This is a genomic window from Microbacterium sp. SZ1 (assembly GCF_002362255.1).
GTDB lineage: Bacteria > Actinomycetota > Actinomycetes > Actinomycetales > Microbacteriaceae > Microbacterium.
Map to the genome: position 1 here is coordinate 186,424 of NZ_LPVV01000040.1, position 17,647 is coordinate 204,070.

The window sequence follows — 17,647 nt, forward strand, 5'->3', positions numbered from 1 at the left end:
ACATGGCCAACTTCACCATCGCCGACCTCAAGGCGCTGCGTGAGCAGCTCGGCACGGGAATGGTCGACACCAAGAAGGCGCTTGAGGAGGCCGACGGCGACGTCGAGAAGGCCACCGAGATCCTGCGCCTGAAGGGTGCGAAGGGCAACGCCAAGCGCGCCGACCGTTCCACCAGCGAGGGCCTCGTCGTCGCTCGCGAGCAGGACGGCGCAGTGACGCTGATCGAGCTCGCCTGCGAGACCGACTTCGTCGCGAAGAACGAGCGCTTCATCGCGCTGGCCGACAAGGTCGCCGACGCCGTCGCCGCTGTCAAGGCGGACTCCGTCGAGGCCGCGCTCGCGGCTCCGGCCGGTGACAAGAACGTCGAGACGGTCATCTCGGAAGAGGCCGCCATCATCGGCGAGAAGGTCGAGCTGCGTCAGGTCCGCACCGTGACCGGCGACAAGGTCGAGGTGTACCTGCACCGCACCAGCAAGGACCTGCCGCCGCAGATCGGCGTCGTCGTCGCCTACTCGGGTGACGACGCCGAGACCGCGCGCAGCATCGCTCAGCACATCTCGTTCGCCAACCCGTCGTACCTGTCCCGCGAGGACGTGCCGGCCGAGGCCGTCGAGAAGGAGCGCGAGATCGTCACCGAGATCTCTCGCAACGAGGGCAAGCCCGAGGCGGCTCTGCCCAAGATCGTCGAGGGCCGCGTCTCCGCGTTCATCAAGCAGGTCGCACTGCTCGAGCAGGACTACGCGAAGGACAACAAGCTCTCCGTCGCCCAGGTGGCGAAGGACGCCGGTATCACCGTGACGGACTTCGCGCGCTTCAAGGTCGGCGCGTAGCACGGTCGAAGGGGTTCGGATCCACGTGGTCCGAACCCCTTCTTCATGCCCACGAGGCAGTATCTTGAATCGGGACGAGAGGACAACACCCATGACCGAACGCACCGGACGCCGCCGCGTCCTGCTCAAGCTCTCCGGAGAGGCGTTCGGCGCCGGGCAGCTCGGCGTCAACCCCGACGTGGTGAGCCAGATCGCGCGGGACATCGCTGCGGCCGTCGACCGCGTCGAGATCGCCATCGTCGTGGGCGGCGGCAACTTCTTCCGCGGAGCCGAGCTCAGTCAGCGCGGTATGGATCGCGGTCGTGCGGACTACATGGGAATGCTCGGCACCGTGATGAACGCGCTCGCGCTCCAGGACTTCCTCGAGCAGGCCGGCGCGCCGACGCGCGTGCAGTCCGCCATCTCGATGACCCAGGTCGCCGAGCCGTACATCCCGCGCCGCGCAGAGCGCCACATGGAGAAGGGCCGCGTCGTCATCTTCGGCGCCGGCGCCGGACTCCCGTACTTCTCCACCGACACGGTCGCCGCGCAGCGCGCGCTCGAGATCGGCGCCAAGGAGGTACTCGTCGCCAAGAACGGCGTCGATGCCATCTACACAGCAGATCCCAACAAGCACGCGGATGCCGAGCGCATCGACCGCGTCACCTACCGAGACGCCCTGCAGCGCGGACTCAAGGTCGTCGACTCCACCGCGTTCAGCCTCTGCATGGACAACAACATGGACATGCGCGTGTTCGGCATGGAGCCCGCGGGCAATGTGACCAAGGCGCTGCTCGGCGAGCCGATCGGCACGCTCGTCACCGCGTGACCTGACGGGCGTTCCGCGCCCGGCCCGATAGAATTCTTGAACACCCCGACGATAGGAGCCACCGTGATCGCGGACGTCCTCGCTGAAACCACCACTCGCATGGCGCGGGCGGTCGAAGCCGCCAAGGAGGACTTCTCCACGGTGCGCACCGGGCGGGCGAACCCGCAGCTCTTCCAGAAGGTCCTGGTGGACTACTACGGCACGCCCACCCCGCTCGCGCAGCTCGCCTCCCTGGCCAACCAGGAGGCTCGAACCCTCATCATCACGCCGTACGACAAGTCGGCGCTCAAGGCGATCGAGCAGGCTATCCGGGACATGCCGAACCTCGGCGCGAATCCGACGAACGACGGCAACCTCGTGCGCGTCACCATGCCCGAGCTCACGGCCGAGCGCCGCAAGGAGTACGTCAAGCTCGTGAAGTCGAAGGCGGAGGACGCGAAGGTCCACGTCCGCGGCATCCGTCGCAAGTCCAAGGACGAGCTGGATGCGCTCAAGAGCGATCTCGGCGAGGACGAGATCGCCCGCGGCGAGAAAGAACTCGACGTCATCACGCGCCAGCACGTCGACCTCATCGACGACGCTCTCAAGCGCAAAGAGGCCGAACTCCTCGAGGTGTAGGCGGTATGTCCGACGATCGCATCGGCGAAGGACCCGAGTCGCCGCAGACGCGCCGCGAAGCGCGTGACTCGGCGTCCGCTGCAGACGGAGCCCCCCTGGGTGACGCCGCGTTCCCCGGGTTCGACGCCGACAGCATCCCGCCGCGCCCACCGCTGCCGGCGGAGCCGGTGTCGGCGGAGCCGCCGGTCGTGCGCGCACCGACGCTGGCGACCGCCGACCACAACGCGATCCGTGAGCAGTGGCGCGCCGCGCGCGACGAGTTCGGCACTCACGTCTCGCACGCGCGCGACCAGATCGACCTCGCCAACGAGCGCATCAAGGAGCGAACGGGTCGCGACCTGATCTTGGCGATCCTGATCGGCTTGGCCTTCGGTGCCGCGCTGCTCGCCTCGTTGCTGTTCATCAAGATCCTCTTCGTCCCGTTCGCCCTGGCGGCCGCTCTGCTGGGCGTCTACGAGCTCTCGCTGGCGTTGCGCGGCTCGGGTCGTCGGATCGACCTCGTTCCGCAGTTCATCGCTGCGGGCTGCCTTGTGCTCTCCGCCTACTTCCTCGATCTCTGGCTCGTCTGGGTGACGCTGTTCCTCGCGGTCGCCTTCGTCGTCGTGTGGCGCCTCATGGCACAGATGGTCGCCAAGGACGGACGCACATACGGAGACGTGCTCGCGGACGCCGTCATCGGCGGATTTGTGCAGATCTACGTCCCGTTCCTCGCTGCGGTCGCGCTCATCCTTCTCGGTCAGGAGGGCGGCGAGTGGTGGGTGCTGAGCTTCATCGTGATCGCCGTCGTCGCTGACATCAGCGCGTATGCCGCCGGCCTCGCGTTCGGACGCCATCCGATGGCTCCGCGCATCAGCCCGAAGAAGACGTGGGAGGGCTTCGGCGGAGCCGTCGTGGGGTCGGTCGCCGCCGGAGTGCTGCTCGCCATCTACCTGCTCCAGCTGCCGTGGTGGATCGGCGTCATCTTCGGAGCTGCGATCCTCCTGTCGGCGACGCTGGGCGACCTCGGCGAGTCCATGCTGAAGCGCGACCTCGGGATCAAGGACATGAGCTCGTGGCTTCCGGGACACGGCGGTCTGCTCGACCGGCTCGACAGCATCCTGCCGTCGACGATCCCCGCTCTCTGCCTCTACTTCCTCTTCTCCTCCTGGACGGTGCTCTGATGGCTACAGAAGAACGACTCGACTCGACACAGGTCGCCGATCCTCGTCCCGCCTTCTCGTTGACGACCGGACGCACGCGCGGATATCACCGCGCCGCCGTCGACACCTTCCTCGCCGCCGCCCGCACGGCGTTCGAGGGTGGCGGAGATCTCACCGCGGCCGACGTCCGGGTGGCGTCCTTCCCGCTGGTGAAGAACGGATACGTGATCTCGGAGGTCGACGCGGCTCTGGGACGGGTGGAGGACGCTCTCGCCGGCCGCGCCCGCGAGCAGTCCGTGCGTGAGAAGGGCGCCGGGGCCTGGGTCGAGGAGGCCAGGGCCGAGGCCCAGGTCATCCTGGACCACCTCGCCCGCCCCAAGCGCCACCGATTCGCGCGCACCGGAGTCCTGACGTTCGGCTATCGCGTCGACGAGGTCGACCACGTGGCTTCCCGCATAGTCCGGTACCTCCGCGACGGCGAACCGCTGACCGCGGAGCAGCTGCGAGGCGCGGCGTTCCGAATGCAGCGTGGTGGGTACCGCGAAGAGCAGGTCGACGCTCTCCTCGACGCGACCATCGACGTGATCCTGGCTGTTCGCTGAACGTTTCCGTGGTCCATCCCGACCCGATTGGGTAGACTGCCCCCTATCGTGAACTCCCGAAACGACATGATCACCCATCGCAACGATCGCTCGCCGGTGCCCGCATCGCGAGTCCTCTCGCCGCGCGCAGGTACGCGACGCCGGGGGATCGTCGGGTTCTTCAGCGCACTCGCGGTCGTCGGATTCGCCGCGGCCATCGTCGCCCCGACCGGAGTGGCCCTCGCCGAGCAGCCCGTCGAGGCCGGCCCCGAGTCGGCGTACGCGGCGGCACTCGCCGACACGCAGAACATCACGGTGACGGTCGAGGGCGCCGAGATCGCGCCCGTCCAGCGCGGCACGTTCTCGGTGTACGTGACGCCGAAGCCGACGCCGACTCCGACCGTCGCCGCCAGCACCTTCGAGAAGTCGAGCTCCGGCGGCGGCGGACCGCTGTTCTACACGGGCGGTGGCGCGCCGGCCGAGTGGATGGCGGCGGCTGGCATCGCCGAGTCCGACTGGGGCTACGTCGACTACATCGTGTCCCGGGAGAGCGGCTGGAACCCGAACGCGACGAACAAGTCGTCCGGAGCATGCGGCCTCGTGCAGGCGCTCCCGTGCAGCAAGGTGCCGGGCAACGGCTACGACCCGGTCGACAATCTCCGCTGGGCCACGGGATACGCGACGGGTCGCTACGGAAGCTGGGCCGGGGCCCACGCCTTCTGGACCAAGAACCACTGGTGGTGACCTCGGGTCATGCCCCGTTCGCGCAGACGGCGTCCGGCGCGCCCTGACGCCGAGGACTCCCTCGAGCGACTGCTCTCCTCCTGGAAGCGCACCGAGACGCGTCGCGGTGCCGAATGGACCGTTCAGCCCGTCTCGGCGGCCCAGGCGCAGAAGGAGTACAGCTGTCCGGGCTGCGGGCGCGCCATCGCTCCGGGCATCCCACACGTCGTCGTGTGGCGCGCCGACGGCGTGCTCGGGGACGCCGCCGATCTGGCCGCGCGCAGACACTGGCATTCGCACTGTTGGAGGATCGGGTGAGCATGGAAATCCGTGGACCGTTGGAACTGCCCGCCCGCCGCGAGGACATCGAACTCCGCACGGCGGACGACCTCACCCTGGTGGGCGAGCTGTCGCTCCCCGAGACCGCTGAACCGATCGCCACTCTCGTGACGCTGCATCCGCTGCCGACGGCCGGTGGCTTCATGGACTCGCACATCCTGCGCAAGGCCGCCGCACGACTTCCCGCCCTCGCCGACCTCGCGGTGCTGCGGTTCAACACACGCGGAACGAGTTCACCGCGCGGCACCAGCGAGGGCGCCTTCGATGGGGGCGCCTCCGAGCGATTCGATGTCGCGGCGGCGATGGATTTCGCGCGCGAGCGCGCGCTTCCGCGCCCGTGGCTGCTCGGGTGGTCGTTCGGCACCGAGCTCGCGCTGAAGTACGGCCGCGAGCACGATGTCCAGGGCGTGATCCTGCTCTCCCCGCCGCTGCACCGCGCCACCGACGACGAGGTGGCCGCCTGGGCGGGCGACGGTCGCAAGGTCGTCGTCCTCGTGCCGGAGCTCGATGACTACCTGCGCCCGGAAGAGGCGCGCAAGCGCTTCTCGTCGATCCCGCACGCCGAGCTCATCGCGGTCGAGGGCGGCAAGCACCTGTGGGTGGGGGAGAGCCAGACCCGCCGCGTGCTCACCGAGATCGTCGCTGCGGTGAACCCCTCTGCCCTGCCGTTGCCGACGGAATGGCCATTGGCCTAGAGCTCGTTCATCCGCGGGATCAGCACCTGACGATAGATGATCAGGATGCTGGCGGCCACGGGGATCGCGATGAGCGCCCCGAGGAGCCCGAGGAGGCTGCCCCCGGCCAGAGCCGCGACGACGACGACCGCGCCGGGCACCGACACCGCCCGGCTCATGATGCGTGGGGAGATCACGTACGCCTCGATCTGCATGTAGATCAGGTAGTAGATCGCGGCGGCGATCGCCGTCGCGGGGGAGCCGAGACCGGGGATCAGGCAGACGAGGACGATGAGGGTGGACCCCGTGAGGGTCCCGACGAGCGGAATCAGCGAGAAGAAGAAGGCGACGACGGCGAGCACGGCGGGGAACGGCGCCTGGATGATCGACAGGAAGATCATGCTGAGCACGCCGTTGATCACGCCGAGCGACACCTGCCCCATGACGTAGTAGCCCACCGAGTCGGTGATCTGCTCGGAGAGGTCGATGAAGCGGTCGCGCTTCGACGCCGGAGCGAGCTGGTACACGGCTCGCTTGAGCGACGGCGTCGATGCCGTCAGGTAGATCGTCAGGATCAGCACGATGAACGCGCCGAACAGGCCGGTCACCACGGACAGGCTCGCGTTGATGACGCGGTTGGTGATGTCGCCGAGGTTCGCGATGACCCAGGCCTGCGCCTCCTGCAGCACGCGCTCGACGTCGAGGTTCGGGAACGCTCCGGTGATCCACTCCTCGATGTCGCCAAGCAGACTGGGGCGGCTGACGATCACGGTGATCTGGCTCACGAGCTGCGAGATCTGATCGACGAGCACGGGGAGCACGATGAGAATGATCCCGGCGAAGATGCCCAGAACCGCGACGATCGTGACCAGCACGGCCGACCAGCGGGGGAGCCGACGCCGCTCGAGGAACGAGACGAGCGGGTCGAGCCCCAGACTCAGGAACAGCGCGGTGCCGACGTAGAGGAGCACCGTGGAGAGGCTCTGCACACTGGTGATGAGCAGGATCCCCAGTCCCACTCCGAGCGTCGCCACGAGGGCGGAGCGGAAGGGATTGTGGATCTTCATCTGTACTCCTCGGCAATCCGGTTGCTCAAGGTTATCCATCGCGCCGACGGAGCCGCGGCGCGACGTGCCGCCGGCGACCGCAGCCTCGTCCCTCGTGGGCAACACACAGGTGATTTCGCTAGTCTGAAATGTCGAGTGTTGCGACTCGGGCGTGCGTCCGGGGCGCGTGAGGAGACTATTCGTGCGTTTCGTATGGGCCGTCGTGGCCTTCGTCCTGGCCGCGGGACTGATCGGTGCGGGCATCGCCCAGCGCACCGTTTTCATGGGCCCGTCGAGTCAGAAGGTCAGCGTCGAGGTGGACCAGCCTGCGCCGTTCGTGCTCATGGACGGCGAAGTGCTCCGCGAGAACCCGGGCGCGCAGACGCTGCTCGTCCGCGGTGACGGTGACATCTTCGCCGCTTACGGCCGGACCGCCGACATGGAGGCGTGGCTCGCGGACGCCGACTACAACCACGTCACGGTGGGAGACGAGGGCGGCCTCGACGTCGAGCACGTCACGGTGCAGTCGTCGGAGGACGATTCCGATGCTGCGACGCCCACCCCCGCGCCGGCGGAGACCCCCGCCGCTGACGGAGCAGCCGCCGACGACGCGACGGCAGACCAAGCCGGCCGCAGCCCCGTCGGATCCGACCTGTGGCTCGACTCGTTCACCGACACCGACTCGCTGATCGCCGACATGCAGGTCCCCGACGGTGTGAGCGTCCTCATCGCCTACGACGGCACCCAAGACGCGCCCGACGACATCGCGGTCTCATGGCCGCTCGACAACTCCACTCCGCTCGCGGGTCCGCTCCTCACGGCCGGTGCGATCGTCCTGGCCGTCGGACTCGTGCTCTACGTCCTCGCCATCCGGCACCAGCGGCGCGGCCGGGGCCCCCGACGCAAGGGGCTGGGCCCGCTTCCGGCGACCGAGCCGATCGACGTGGCGCAGCTACCCCCGGCCGACCGCGCCGCCATCGAGTCACCGGCCCCGCACGGCGGCGCGCCGTCGGCCGACGCCGCGGACGGCTCCTCGGGCGAGGCGAACGGACCCAGCGGTGATCGCGCCGGCGAGAAGCGCTCGGAGAATCGCGCGCAGCTGCCCTGGCGTCGCGGCCGGATGCTGGCGCTCCCCGTGGTCGCACTCACCGCCGTTCTGGCGACCGGATGCTCTCCGGACTCGTGGCCGCAGTTCGATCAGGCCTCGCCGACGCCCTCGCCGAGTGAGACCGTCATCGCCCCTGAGAACCAGAAGCCGCCGGCGGTCACCGAGGCGCAGGCGAAGCGCATCCTCCAGGAGGCCTCAGCCACCCTCGCCGAGGCCGACACCGCCATGGACATCGATCTGGCAGGAACCCGCCTCGACGGACCTGCCCTCGCGGCCCGCAAGACCGAGTACGCCCTGCGGACCGCGGTCCCCGAGACACCCGTCCCTGCGGTGATACCGACCGACGACGTGGAGGTCGTGCTCCCCGAGGCGACCGACCGCTGGCCGCGCACGGTGCTCATGCTCTCGAAGAGCGAGGGTGACGACACCGTTCCCCCCGTGATCCTGACCATGAGCCAGCAGGACCCGTGGTCGAACTACAAGGTCACCAACATGGCGGAGATGTCGGCGGACGCCGTCTTCCCCGATGTCGCGGCTTCCTGGCTCGGAACATCCCTCGTGCCTGCCGACTCGGCGTTCCTCGGTCTGCCCCCGGGGGAGCTCGCGGCAGCGTTCTCGGACGTCGTGGACGCGGCCGAGCAGAGCCCGTCGTACGGCCTCTTCGACGACAATGCCCTGAACCTCGCGAAGTCCATCAGGGACAGTCGCCAGGCCGTGGTGCAGAACCTCGCCGACAACGGGGCGGCCGAGACATCGCAGACCTCCTTCGACATCGTTCCGGCCGACTCCGCGCCGGTATCGATGACCACCCTGGGAAGCGGCGCGATCGTCAGCGTCTCGCTGATCGACACCGAGAGCGTGACGCCGACCTCGGCCGACGCGGTGATCCGCTTCGGCGACAACGTTCAGGCGAAAGCGCTCACAGGAGTGACCGAGTCGGCCAAGGGCGTGACCACGAAGTACGAGTTCCAGTTGTTCTTCTCCGTTCCCGCGCAGGGATCGACGGAGCAGATCAAGCTTCTCGCCGTCCGTCAGGACCTACTCTCCGTCGAGGTGATCAAGTGACCGATATCTCTCCTGCCGCGATGCGTGGCGCCGTCGACCTGTCGAGCCTGCGCAACCGCCCTGCCGCTCCTCCCTCGGGAACCGCTCCAGCCCCCGCCGGGCCGCTGGCCGACGTGGTCGTCGACGCGACCGACGAATCGTTCGGGCAGATCCTCGAGATCTCGCGCACGGTCCCCGTGGTCGTCGACCTGTGGGCCGAGTGGTGCGGGCCGTGCAAGCAGCTGAGCCCGATCATCGAGAAGGTGACCCGCGAGCTCGGCGGACGGGTCCTGCTCGCGAAGGTCGACGTCGACGCGAACCCGCAGCTCGCGCAGGGTTTCCGTGCGCAGTCGATCCCCATGGTGGTCGCGCTGATCGCCGGGCAGCCGGTGCCGATGTTCACCGGCGCCGTGCCGGAGCAGCAGGTGCGCGAGGTGTTCGCGCAGCTGCTCCAGGTCGCCGCGCAGAACGGTGTCACCGGCACGCTTCCGTTCGGCGGTGCAGAGGCCGAAGGGGCGGATGCCGACGCTGAGCCGCCTCTCCCGCCTCTGCACGCCGAGGCGTTCGCCGCGATCGAAGTGGGGGATTACGCCGCAGCGATCACCGCGTACGAGAAGGCGCTCGCGGAAAACCCGCGCGACGAAGACGCGATCGCGGGCCTCGGTCAGGTCCGTCTGCTCGACCGCGTGCAGAAGCTCGACCTTCAGCAGGCCAGGGCCGCTGCCGCAGCTGCACCCCTCGACGTGCAGGCGCAGTTCGACGTCGCCGACCTCGATCTGGCCGGTGGCCACGTCGAGGACGCGTTCGGGAGGCTGCTCGACCTCTTCGCGCAGCTGCCGTCCGACCAGCGAACGCCCGTCCGAGAGCGTCTGGTGGAGCTGTTCGGACTCATCGGCGCCGCGGACCCGCGCGTCGTCTCGGCTCGCAACCGCCTGTCGTCGCTGCTGTTCTGACGAGGTCGTCACCACGCGCACCGAGAGGGCGGCGAGACGAGGTCTCGCCGCCCTCTCGGCGTCCGTCGGCCTCAGCCCCGGTTCACGGTCGGGACGTGAGGATCGTTCTGAAGGCGCAGCCAGATCGTCGACAGCGCGGGCAGCGTCACCGACGCGACCGGCGCTCCGCTGTCGGGGCTCTCCGCGACGACCATGCCGAGGTTGCCTGATCCGCGACCGCCGAACGCCGCGGCATCCGAGTTCAGGATCTCCTGCCACACACCTGCGCGGGGGAACTCGAGTCGATAGCCCGTGCGCTCCACGCCGGCGAAGTTGCTGATGACGATGAGTCGGCCGCCGTGCGCGTCACGCCGCTCGAAGGCGATGACCGTGGGGTCCCAGGTGGGCGCCCCGAGGCGCGAGAACGACGATGCGTCGTTGTCGCGCTCCCAGAGCGGAGCCTGTGCTCGATAAGCATGGTTGAGCTCGCTGACGAACTGCTGCAGCTGTGCGTGCGAAGGCTGGTCGAGCAGCCACCAGTCGAGTTCCCGCGACTCCGACCATTCCGCGAGCTGGCCGAACTCCTGCCCCATGAACAAGAGCTTCTTGCCAGGGTGCCCCCACATGTATGCGAGATAGGCGCGTGCGTTCGCGAGCTTGTGCCAGTGGTCTCCCGGCATCTTCGACAGCAGGCTGCCCTTGCCGTGCACGACCTCGTCGTGGCTGATGGGGAGGAGATAGTTCTCCCCGAACGCGTAGACGAACGAGAACGTCATCTCGCCCTCATGATGCGCGCGGTACATCGGGTCGCGCTCGATGTACTGGAGCGAGTCGTTCATCCACCCCATGTTCCATTTGAAGCCGAACCCCAGGCCGGCGTGGTCGGTGGGCGCGGTGACACCGGGGAAGCTGGTCGACTCCTCAGCGATCATGAGGATGCCGGGGTGCAGGCGATACGCGGTCGCATTGACCTCCTGCAGGAACCGGATGGCCTCGAGGTTCTCGCGTCCGCCATGGATGTTCGGCTCCCACTCGCCCGCGTTCCGCGAGTAGTCCAGGTAGAGCATCGATGCGACAGCGTCCACGCGCAAGCCGTCCACGTGGAACTCCTGCAGCCAGAACAGCGCGTTCGCGACGAGGAACCCGCGCACCTCGGGGCGCCCGTAGTCGAAGATCAGCGTGCCCCAGTCCTGGTGCTCGCCGCGACGCGGGTCGGGGTGCTCGTAGAGCGGCTGCCCGTCGAAGCGAGCGAGCGCGAACGCGTCCTTCGGGAAGTGGCCGGGGACCCAGTCCATGATCACGCCGATTCCGGCCTGATGCAGGCGGTCGATGAGGTAACGCAGGTCGTCGGGTGAGCCGAACCGGCTCGTCGCGGCGTAGTAGCCGCTGACCTGGTAGCCCCACGAGCCGCCGAACGGGTGCTCGGCCAGGGGCATGAACTCCACGTGGGTGAAGCCCGCCTCGGTGACATGCTCGATCAACGGGTCGGCGATCTCGCGATATCCCAGGCCGGACCGCCACGATCCGAGGTGCACCTCGTACACCGACAGGGGCTGCGCCACGGCATGGGTGGCCGCTCTGCGCGTCATCCACGCCCCGTCCGACCAGTCGTACGAGGGCGCGGTGACGATCGACGCCGTCTCGGGCGGAGTCTGGGCCGCCTGCGCCATCGGGTCGGCCTTGAAGATCCAGGAGCCTTCGCGCGTGCGGATCTCGTACTTGTACGTCGACCCGACGGAGACGTCGGGGATGAAGAGCTCCCAGAGGCCGCTCACGCCCATGGAGCGCATCGCGTGGCCCTCGCCGTTCCACCCGTTGAAATCGCCCACGACGCGCACGGCCGTGGCGTTGGGCGCCCAGACCGCGAAAGATACTCCGGCGTCGCCGTCGGCGTCTCTCGGGTGCGCTCCCAGCACCTCCCAGAGGCGTTCGTGGCGTCCCTCCGCGATGAGATGCACATCGAGTTCCCCGAGCGTGGGCGGGTGCCGGTACGGATCGCCGACGATCGTCTCGTCGTCCTCGCCGTACGCGGTGGCGACGCGATATGCCACGGCAGAGCCGTCGTGCTGCGCCTCCCAGATCCCGTGTGCGACGTGATGCAGGTCGAGACGGGTTCCGTCGCGGAACACGGCGGCGACGGTCGACGCGAGCGGGCGGCGCACGCGGATCACCGTGACGGTGCGCTCGGATGCGTCGTGCTTGGGGTGCGCGCCGAGGACGGAGTGCGGATCGTGATGTGTGCCGGCGGCGACGGAACCCCACTCCGTCGATGCGGTCGCGTCTTCGACGTAGCTCATGCTCGTCCCCTCACCTTCAGGATGTGCACCGGTTCGGCGAAGGCGTCGAGGCGCACGTAGTTGTGGTCCGTCCAGGTCCAGACGGCGCCCGTCAGCAGGTCTTCGACCTCGAAGGGCTCGCCGGGCGTGACACCCCAGACCGTGGTGTCCAGGTGGACGGTGGTCTCGCGCACCGAGTGCGGGTCGACGTTGGCGACGACGATGATCGTGTCGGATTCTCCCGTGCCGGTGAAGGCGGCGTCGAGATGCTTGCTGTAGACGAGGATCGCGTCGTCGTCGCTCCAGTGGACCGAGAGGTTGCGAAGCTGACGCAGTGCGGGATGCTCACGACGGATGCCGTTGAGACGGCGGAGCAACGGGGCGAGGGAGTCGCCGGACTGCTCCGCGGCATCCCAGTCCCGCAGCTTGAACTCGTACTTCTCGTTGTCGATGTTCTCCTCGGAGCCGGGACGAGCGACGTTCTCGAAGAGCTCGTAGCCGGCGTACACCCCGTACACCGGCGCCGCAGTGGCGCCGATGCACGCGCGGATGCGGTACGCCGCCCTGCCGCCGAACTGGAGGTACTCGGTGAGGATGTCGTGGGTGTTCACGAAGAGGTTCGGGCGCATGTAGTCGCTGGTCTCATGCGCGATGCTGTCGAGGAACTCCTCGAGCTCGGCCTTGGTGTTGCGCCAGGTGAAGTAGCTGTAGCTCTGCTGGAACCCGACAGCGGCGAGCGCGCGCATCACCGCGGGCCTGGTGAACGCCTCGGCCAGGAAGATGACGTCGGCGTCGGCGGCGTTCACCGTGGCGATCAGCCATTCCCAGAACTGCAGCGGCTTCGTGTGCGGGTTGTCGACGCGGAAGATCTTCACTCCCTGACGCACCCAGTGCTGCACGATGCGCAGCATCTCGGCGTAGATCCCCGTCGGATCGTTGTCGAAGTTCAGGGGATAGATGTCCTGATACTTCTTCGGAGGATTCTCGGCGAACGCGATCGTGCCGTCGGGGAGCGTCGTGAACCACTCGGGGTGCTCGGCGACCCAGGGGTGGTCGGGGGAGGCCTGCAGCGCAAGGTCCAGTGCGACCTCCAGACCCTCCTTCTGGGCGGCGCGGACGAAGGCGCGGAAGTCCGCCGGGGTTCCGAGCTCGGGGTGGATCGCATCGTGCCCGCCCTCGGCCGCGCCGATGGCGTACGGCGAGCCGGGGTCCCCGGCCTCCGCGGTGAGCGTGTTGTTGCGGCCCTTGCGGTTGATGGTGCCGATCGGGTGGATGGGGACAAGGTAGATGATGTCGAAGCCCATGTCCGCGACGGCGGGGAGGCGCTTCGCGGCGGTGCGGAAGGTGCCGCTCTTGATGGTGCCGTCTTTGAGGCGCTTCGCCCCCTCGGATCGCGGGAAGAACTCGTACCAGGCGCCGACGCCGGCGGCAGTGCGCTCGACGCGCAGGGGACTGATCTCGGATGCGGAGCGGAGTGTGGTCAGCGGCCTCTCGGAGAAGACACGCGCGAGGTCGGCATCGGTCGACAGCGCGAGCGTGCGGTCGGCGTCGCCGGCGCGCAGCTCTGCAGCGAGGGTTGTGAGGAGTCGTCGCTGGGCGGCCGGTCGGTCCTTCTCAGCCGCAGCACGAGTGAGAAGCTCGGCACCCATGGCGGCCATCACCGGCACGTCGACACCCGCTGCGACCTTCACCTCCGCCGCATGGGCCCAGGTCGCGAAGTCATCGGAGAACGCCTCGAAACGGAACGACCAGGTTCCCTGCACGTCGAGCGCGATCTCGGCGGCCCACCGGTCGGTGCCGTCGAGCAGGGGATGAAGCCGGTGCAGGCTCTCCTCACCGGCGGGCGACGTCAGGCGCAGCTGGACGCCGATCAGGTCGTGGCCCTCACGGAACGCGACGACTCCGAACGGCACCACCTCGCCGACGAACGCCTTCGGCGTGAAGCCTCCCGGCACCGCCGGGGTCGCCGCCGTCAGCGGTATGCGGCCGGCGCGAAGGTCTATCGGATCCTGCACGGCGCCGAGCGGGCGCAGGGGGATCTCAGCGGGACTCCGGAAAGCCTTCGGGCGGGTACTCGTGCGTGCGGCCACCCCCCGACAGTACCGCGACGGCCAGACAGCGGGTAGCGCGCCGAGGACCGGCGCGCCGCGGGTCATTCCACGCGGAACAGGTGCATGGACGTGCCGGGAATGGGCAGCACGTCGCCAGGAGCGTACGCCTCGCCGTGACTGTTCGGACGCTCGTCCGCACTCGACCACAGCGATATGAATCGCGTCGCGTCTTCGAGCGCGTCGGGCAGTCGGACGTCGATCGGCGACTCGGTGCCGTGCACGATCAGGAGGATGCGGTTGGCCGCTTCGCGGTCGGGCGTCGAGGCGGCGACGTACTGCAGGGTCCGGTTGCCCGGGTCGCTCCACTGCTCGCTCTCCATGGTGTCGCCGTTCTGGTCGAACCAGTCCATGACCGAGGCGTTGGGGATGTGCTCGCCCAGCCGCGCATATCGGCTGGGACGCAGCGCCGGGTTCTCTTCGCGCAGGGCGATCAGACGGGTGACGTGCGCACGGAGATCCTCCTGCCACGGCTCCGGATCCCAGCTCAGCCAGGTGAGGGGCGAGTCCTGCGCATACGCGTTGTTGTTGCCGCGCTGGCTGCGGCCCACTTCGTCACCGGCCGTGAGCATGGGGATGCCGGCGGAGAGGAGCAGGGTGCCGAGGAGGTTGCGCATCGCCTTACGGCGCGCGGAGAGGATGGCCGAATCGTCGGTCGGTCCCTCGATCCCGTGGTTGAAGGCGCGGTTGGTGTCGGCCCCGTCCCGGTTGTGCTCGCCGTTCGCCTCGTTGTGCTTCACGTCGTACGACACGAGGTCGTGCAGCGTGAAGCCGTCGTGGGCCGTGACGAAGTTCACGCTCGCGAGCGGCCCGCGCTCCTCGGAGAACGTGTTCGACGAACCGGCGAGGCGGGTCGCGAAGCCGCCGATCCCGACCGGTGCGGATGCCCGTCGGGCGTAGTCGATGTCGCTCAGCCAGAAGTTGCGGACGCGATCGCGATAGCGGTCGTTCCACTCGTGCCATCCCGACGGGAAGTTGCCGGTCTGCCACCCGCCCAGGCCCACGTCCCAGGGCTCCGCGATCAGCTTGGTGTCCGCGAGCAGGGGGTCGGCGGCGATCGCGCTGAGCAGGGGGTGCTCGGGCGTGTAGGCGTGACTCCCATCCCGGGCGATCGCCGTGGCGAGGTCGAAGCGGAAGCCGTCGATCTGCATCTCCTGCGCCCAGTAGCGCAGCGAGTCGAGAACCAGGCGCGCCCCGGCATCCGTCGCCGTGTTGAGCGTGTTGCCGCAGCCGGTGGTGTCGATGTAGACGCCGGATGCGTCTTGGCGGTAATAGCTCGCATTGTCGATACCCCTCAGGCTCGACCTCGGGCCGCCGATGCCCTCCTCGGAGGTGTGGTTGTACACCACGTCGAGGATGACTTCGAGGCCCGCCTCGTGGAGCAGGCGCACCATGCCCTTGAACTCGGCGAGGACGGCTTCGGGGCCGCCCTTGCGGGCGTCCTCCGTCGCGTAGGCGGTGTGCGGGGTGAAGAAGTTGAGGGTGTTGTAGCCCCAGTAGTTCGTGAGCCCCCGTTCCAGCAGGCGGGGCTCGGGTACGAACGCGTGCACCGGGAGCAGTTCGATCGAGGTGATGCCGAGCGAGTGGAAGTACTCGATCATCGCGGGGTGCGCGAGGCCGGCGTAGGTGCCGTGCAACGCGGGCGGCATGTCCGGCTGCCGCTTCGTGAGGCCCTTGAGGTGGCCTTCGTAGATCACGGTTCGATCGAGAGGAATGCGCGGCTTGACGGAATCGCCCCAGTCAAAGCCGTCGGCGATGACGACCGACCGCCACTCCTCGTAACCGCCGCCCTGCGCAAGGCCGCGCGCGTAGGGGTCGAGGAGCAGCGTCTCGGAATTGAAGGTGTTGCCGGGGCCGTGCGGTCCGCCGACACGGATCGCATAGCGGGTTCCGGGCTGCAGCAGGGGAGTGGTGACCTCCCAGACGCCTCCGGGAAGGCGCTCGAGGCTCACCTGATCGGTCGCCCAATCGAGGTCCTCGGCGTCGAAGATCACCAGCTCGACCGACGACGCGTTCTGTGACCAGATGCGAAGCGTTCCGACGCCGTCGTGAAGACGGACGCCGAGGTGGTCGAGGGTGGATCCCCCGGGCACGGTGCTGTCTCGAGTCGCGGGCATGAGTACACCCTAGAGGTCTGAACCTCAGTGCCAGAATCGTGCGCACACGGTCCCATCTCCGCGGCGCTCCCGCGCCGCCTGAGACCACTCACGAGCCGGCGCGTGCGAAATGCGCGACTATGGAGGCATGCGGCATTACCTCGACCACGCAGCCACGAGCCCGCTGCGCCCGGAGGCCCGCGAGGCGTGGCTGCGGGCGAGCGAGGTGGTCGGCAACGCGTCATCGACGCACGGCGCGGGGCAGGATGCGAGGCGGCTGCTCGAGGAGTCCCGCGAGCGTGCGGCGGCCGTGCTCGACTGCGACCCGATCGAGGTGGTCTTCACCTCGGGCGGCACGGAGTCGATCAACCTGGCGCTGAAGGGTCTCTGGGCCGCCCGTCGGACGGGCACCGATGCGATCGTCATGCCGGATGCCGAGCACCACGCCACGATGGATACGGTGGCGGCGCTCGTCGCCGACGGCGCCGTGCCGCGCCCGGTCGCCGTGACGGCACTCGCGGCGATCGATGTCGACGCCTTTCGCGAGGAGCTGCCAGGAGCGTCGATCGCGACCGCTCTGATCGCGAACAACGAGGTCGGAACCGTCAATGACGGCGATGCACTCGCCCGAGCGTCGGCGGCGGCGAACGTGCCGCTGCACCTCGACGCCGTCTCGGCTCTCGGTCACGTCCCGCTCTCGTTCCGCGAACTGCGCGGCGATGCTCCAGACGCGGTCGGCCTCGTCGCGATGAGCGTCGCCGGTCACAAGATCGGCGCCCCCGTCGGCGTCGGCGCGCTGGTGACCTCGCGGACGGCTCGCCTGACCGCGCTGCTGCACGGCGGCGCGCAGCAGCGGAACCTCCGCGCCGGGACGCAGGACGTCGCGGGCGCCGCGGCCTTCGCGACCGCGCTCGAACTCGCGGAGGCGGAGCGAGAAGGCGAGTCGGTGCGGCTCAGCGCCCTGCGTGACCGGATCGTCTCCGGCATCCTGGCGCGCGTACCGACGGCGGAACTGCTCGGCGATCCGGTCCATCGCCTGCCCGGGAACGCGCACCTCCTGTTCCCCGGCGCGGTGGGGGAGAGCCTGCTGTTCCTGCTCGACATGGCCGGGGTCGCGGCGTCCACCGGATCCGCCTGCCAGGCGGGCGTCGCCGAGCCCTCTCACGTCGTGATGGCGATGGGGCGCAGCGAGCAGGACGCCAGGAGCGTGCTGCGCTTCTCCTTGGGACGCACGTCGACGGATGCCGATGTCGACGCGGTGCTGTCGACGATCGCCGACGCCTACGCCAGGGCATCCGGGTCCGGCTCAGCCGCGCGCTCGTAGA

At 68.8% G+C, this 17,647-nt stretch carries 15 protein-coding genes; 11 read left to right on the plus strand and 4 right to left on the minus strand.

Features of this window, described 5'->3' with window-relative positions:
• The first annotated feature begins 2 nt into the window (after nt 1-2).
• The 8 genes from tsf to AUC47_RS15025 all read left to right on the plus strand — a co-directional run bounded on the left by tsf (nt 3) and on the right by AUC47_RS15025 (nt 5,733).
• Nucleotides 3-830, plus strand: a complete 828-nt coding sequence (gene tsf / locus AUC47_RS14990) for a translation elongation factor Ts (RefSeq protein ID WP_096715985.1) — start codon at nt 3-5, stop codon at nt 828-830.
• Between the two features lie 91 nt (nt 831-921).
• Complete coding sequence (gene pyrH / locus AUC47_RS14995) at nt 922-1,638, plus strand: UMP kinase (protein WP_096715986.1); 717 nt, start codon at nt 922-924, stop codon at nt 1,636-1,638.
• Between the two features lie 63 nt (nt 1,639-1,701).
• Complete coding sequence (gene frr, locus AUC47_RS15000; RefSeq protein ID WP_096715987.1) at nt 1,702-2,256, plus strand: ribosome recycling factor; 555 nt, start codon at nt 1,702-1,704, stop codon at nt 2,254-2,256.
• Nucleotides 2,257-2,261: 5 nt separating this feature from the next.
• Nucleotides 2,262-3,416, plus strand: a complete 1,155-nt coding sequence (locus AUC47_RS15005; protein WP_179297642.1) for a phosphatidate cytidylyltransferase — start codon at nt 2,262-2,264, stop codon at nt 3,414-3,416.
• Nucleotides 3,416-3,997, plus strand: coding sequence for a DivIVA domain-containing protein (locus AUC47_RS15010; protein WP_096715988.1), 582 nt, complete (start codon nt 3,416-3,418; stop codon nt 3,995-3,997). The genes AUC47_RS15005 and AUC47_RS15010 overlap by 1 nt, the downstream gene beginning before the upstream one ends.
• 48 nt (nt 3,998-4,045) lie before the next feature.
• Nucleotides 4,046-4,720, plus strand: coding sequence for a lytic transglycosylase domain-containing protein (locus AUC47_RS15015; protein ID WP_256999612.1), 675 nt, complete (start codon nt 4,046-4,048; stop codon nt 4,718-4,720).
• 9 nt (nt 4,721-4,729) lie between these two features.
• Nucleotides 4,730-5,017, plus strand: coding sequence for a hypothetical protein (locus AUC47_RS16955; RefSeq protein ID WP_096715989.1), 288 nt, complete (start codon nt 4,730-4,732; stop codon nt 5,015-5,017).
• 2 nt (nt 5,018-5,019) lie between these two features.
• Nucleotides 5,020-5,733: an alpha/beta hydrolase gene (locus AUC47_RS15025; RefSeq protein ID WP_096715990.1), complete on the plus strand. Its 714-nt coding sequence runs from the start codon at nt 5,020-5,022 to the stop codon at nt 5,731-5,733.
• Here AUC47_RS15025 and AUC47_RS15030 read toward each other — a convergent pair.
• The gene (locus AUC47_RS15030) at nt 5,730-6,779 is read right to left on the minus strand and encodes an AI-2E family transporter (RefSeq protein WP_096715991.1); all 1,050 of its coding nucleotides are present in this window, start codon (nt 6,777-6,779) and stop codon (nt 5,730-5,732) included. The two genes, AUC47_RS15025 and AUC47_RS15030, sit on opposite strands and share 4 nt — an antisense overlap.
• Nucleotides 6,780-6,960: 181 nt before the next feature.
• On the opposite strand from AUC47_RS15030, the gene AUC47_RS15035 reads away from it, so the two are divergent.
• Nucleotides 6,961-8,931 carry a glycosyl transferase gene (locus tag AUC47_RS15035; RefSeq protein WP_096715992.1) on the plus strand — a complete coding sequence of 657 codons (1,971 nt, stop codon included), beginning with the start codon at nt 6,961-6,963 and terminating at the stop codon, nt 8,929-8,931.
• 20 nt (nt 8,932-8,951) lie between these two features.
• A complete protein-coding gene (locus AUC47_RS15040) occupies nt 8,952-9,863 on the plus strand; it encodes a tetratricopeptide repeat protein (protein WP_096716153.1) in 912 nt (303 codons plus the stop codon).
• Nucleotides 9,864-9,934: 71 nt separating this feature from the next.
• Here AUC47_RS15040 and glgB read toward each other — a convergent pair whose 3' ends face one another.
• From glgB to glgX, 3 genes are all read right to left on the minus strand, one after another.
• Nucleotides 9,935-12,139 carry a 1,4-alpha-glucan branching protein GlgB gene (gene glgB / locus AUC47_RS15045; protein ID WP_096715993.1) on the minus strand — a complete coding sequence of 735 codons (2,205 nt, stop codon included), beginning with the start codon at nt 12,137-12,139 and terminating at the stop codon, nt 9,935-9,937.
• Nucleotides 12,136-14,208 carry an alpha-1,4-glucan--maltose-1-phosphate maltosyltransferase gene (locus tag AUC47_RS15050; RefSeq protein ID WP_179297644.1) on the minus strand — a complete coding sequence of 691 codons (2,073 nt, stop codon included), beginning with the start codon at nt 14,206-14,208 and terminating at the stop codon, nt 12,136-12,138. Before AUC47_RS15050 ends, glgB begins: the two co-directional genes overlap by 4 nt.
• A 62-nt stretch (nt 14,209-14,270) precedes the next feature.
• Entirely contained in the window at nt 14,271-16,343 is a 2,073-nt protein-coding gene (gene glgX / locus AUC47_RS15055; RefSeq protein WP_096715994.1) for a glycogen debranching protein GlgX, read from the minus strand.
• A 127-nt stretch (nt 16,344-16,470) separates the two neighbouring features.
• Here glgX and AUC47_RS15060 point away from each other — a divergent pair, with 127 nt between their 5' ends.
• The gene (locus AUC47_RS15060) at nt 16,471-17,646 is read left to right on the plus strand and encodes a cysteine desulfurase family protein (RefSeq protein ID WP_096715995.1); all 1,176 of its coding nucleotides are present in this window, start codon (nt 16,471-16,473) and stop codon (nt 17,644-17,646) included.
• Nucleotide 17,647: the final 1 nt, after the last annotated feature.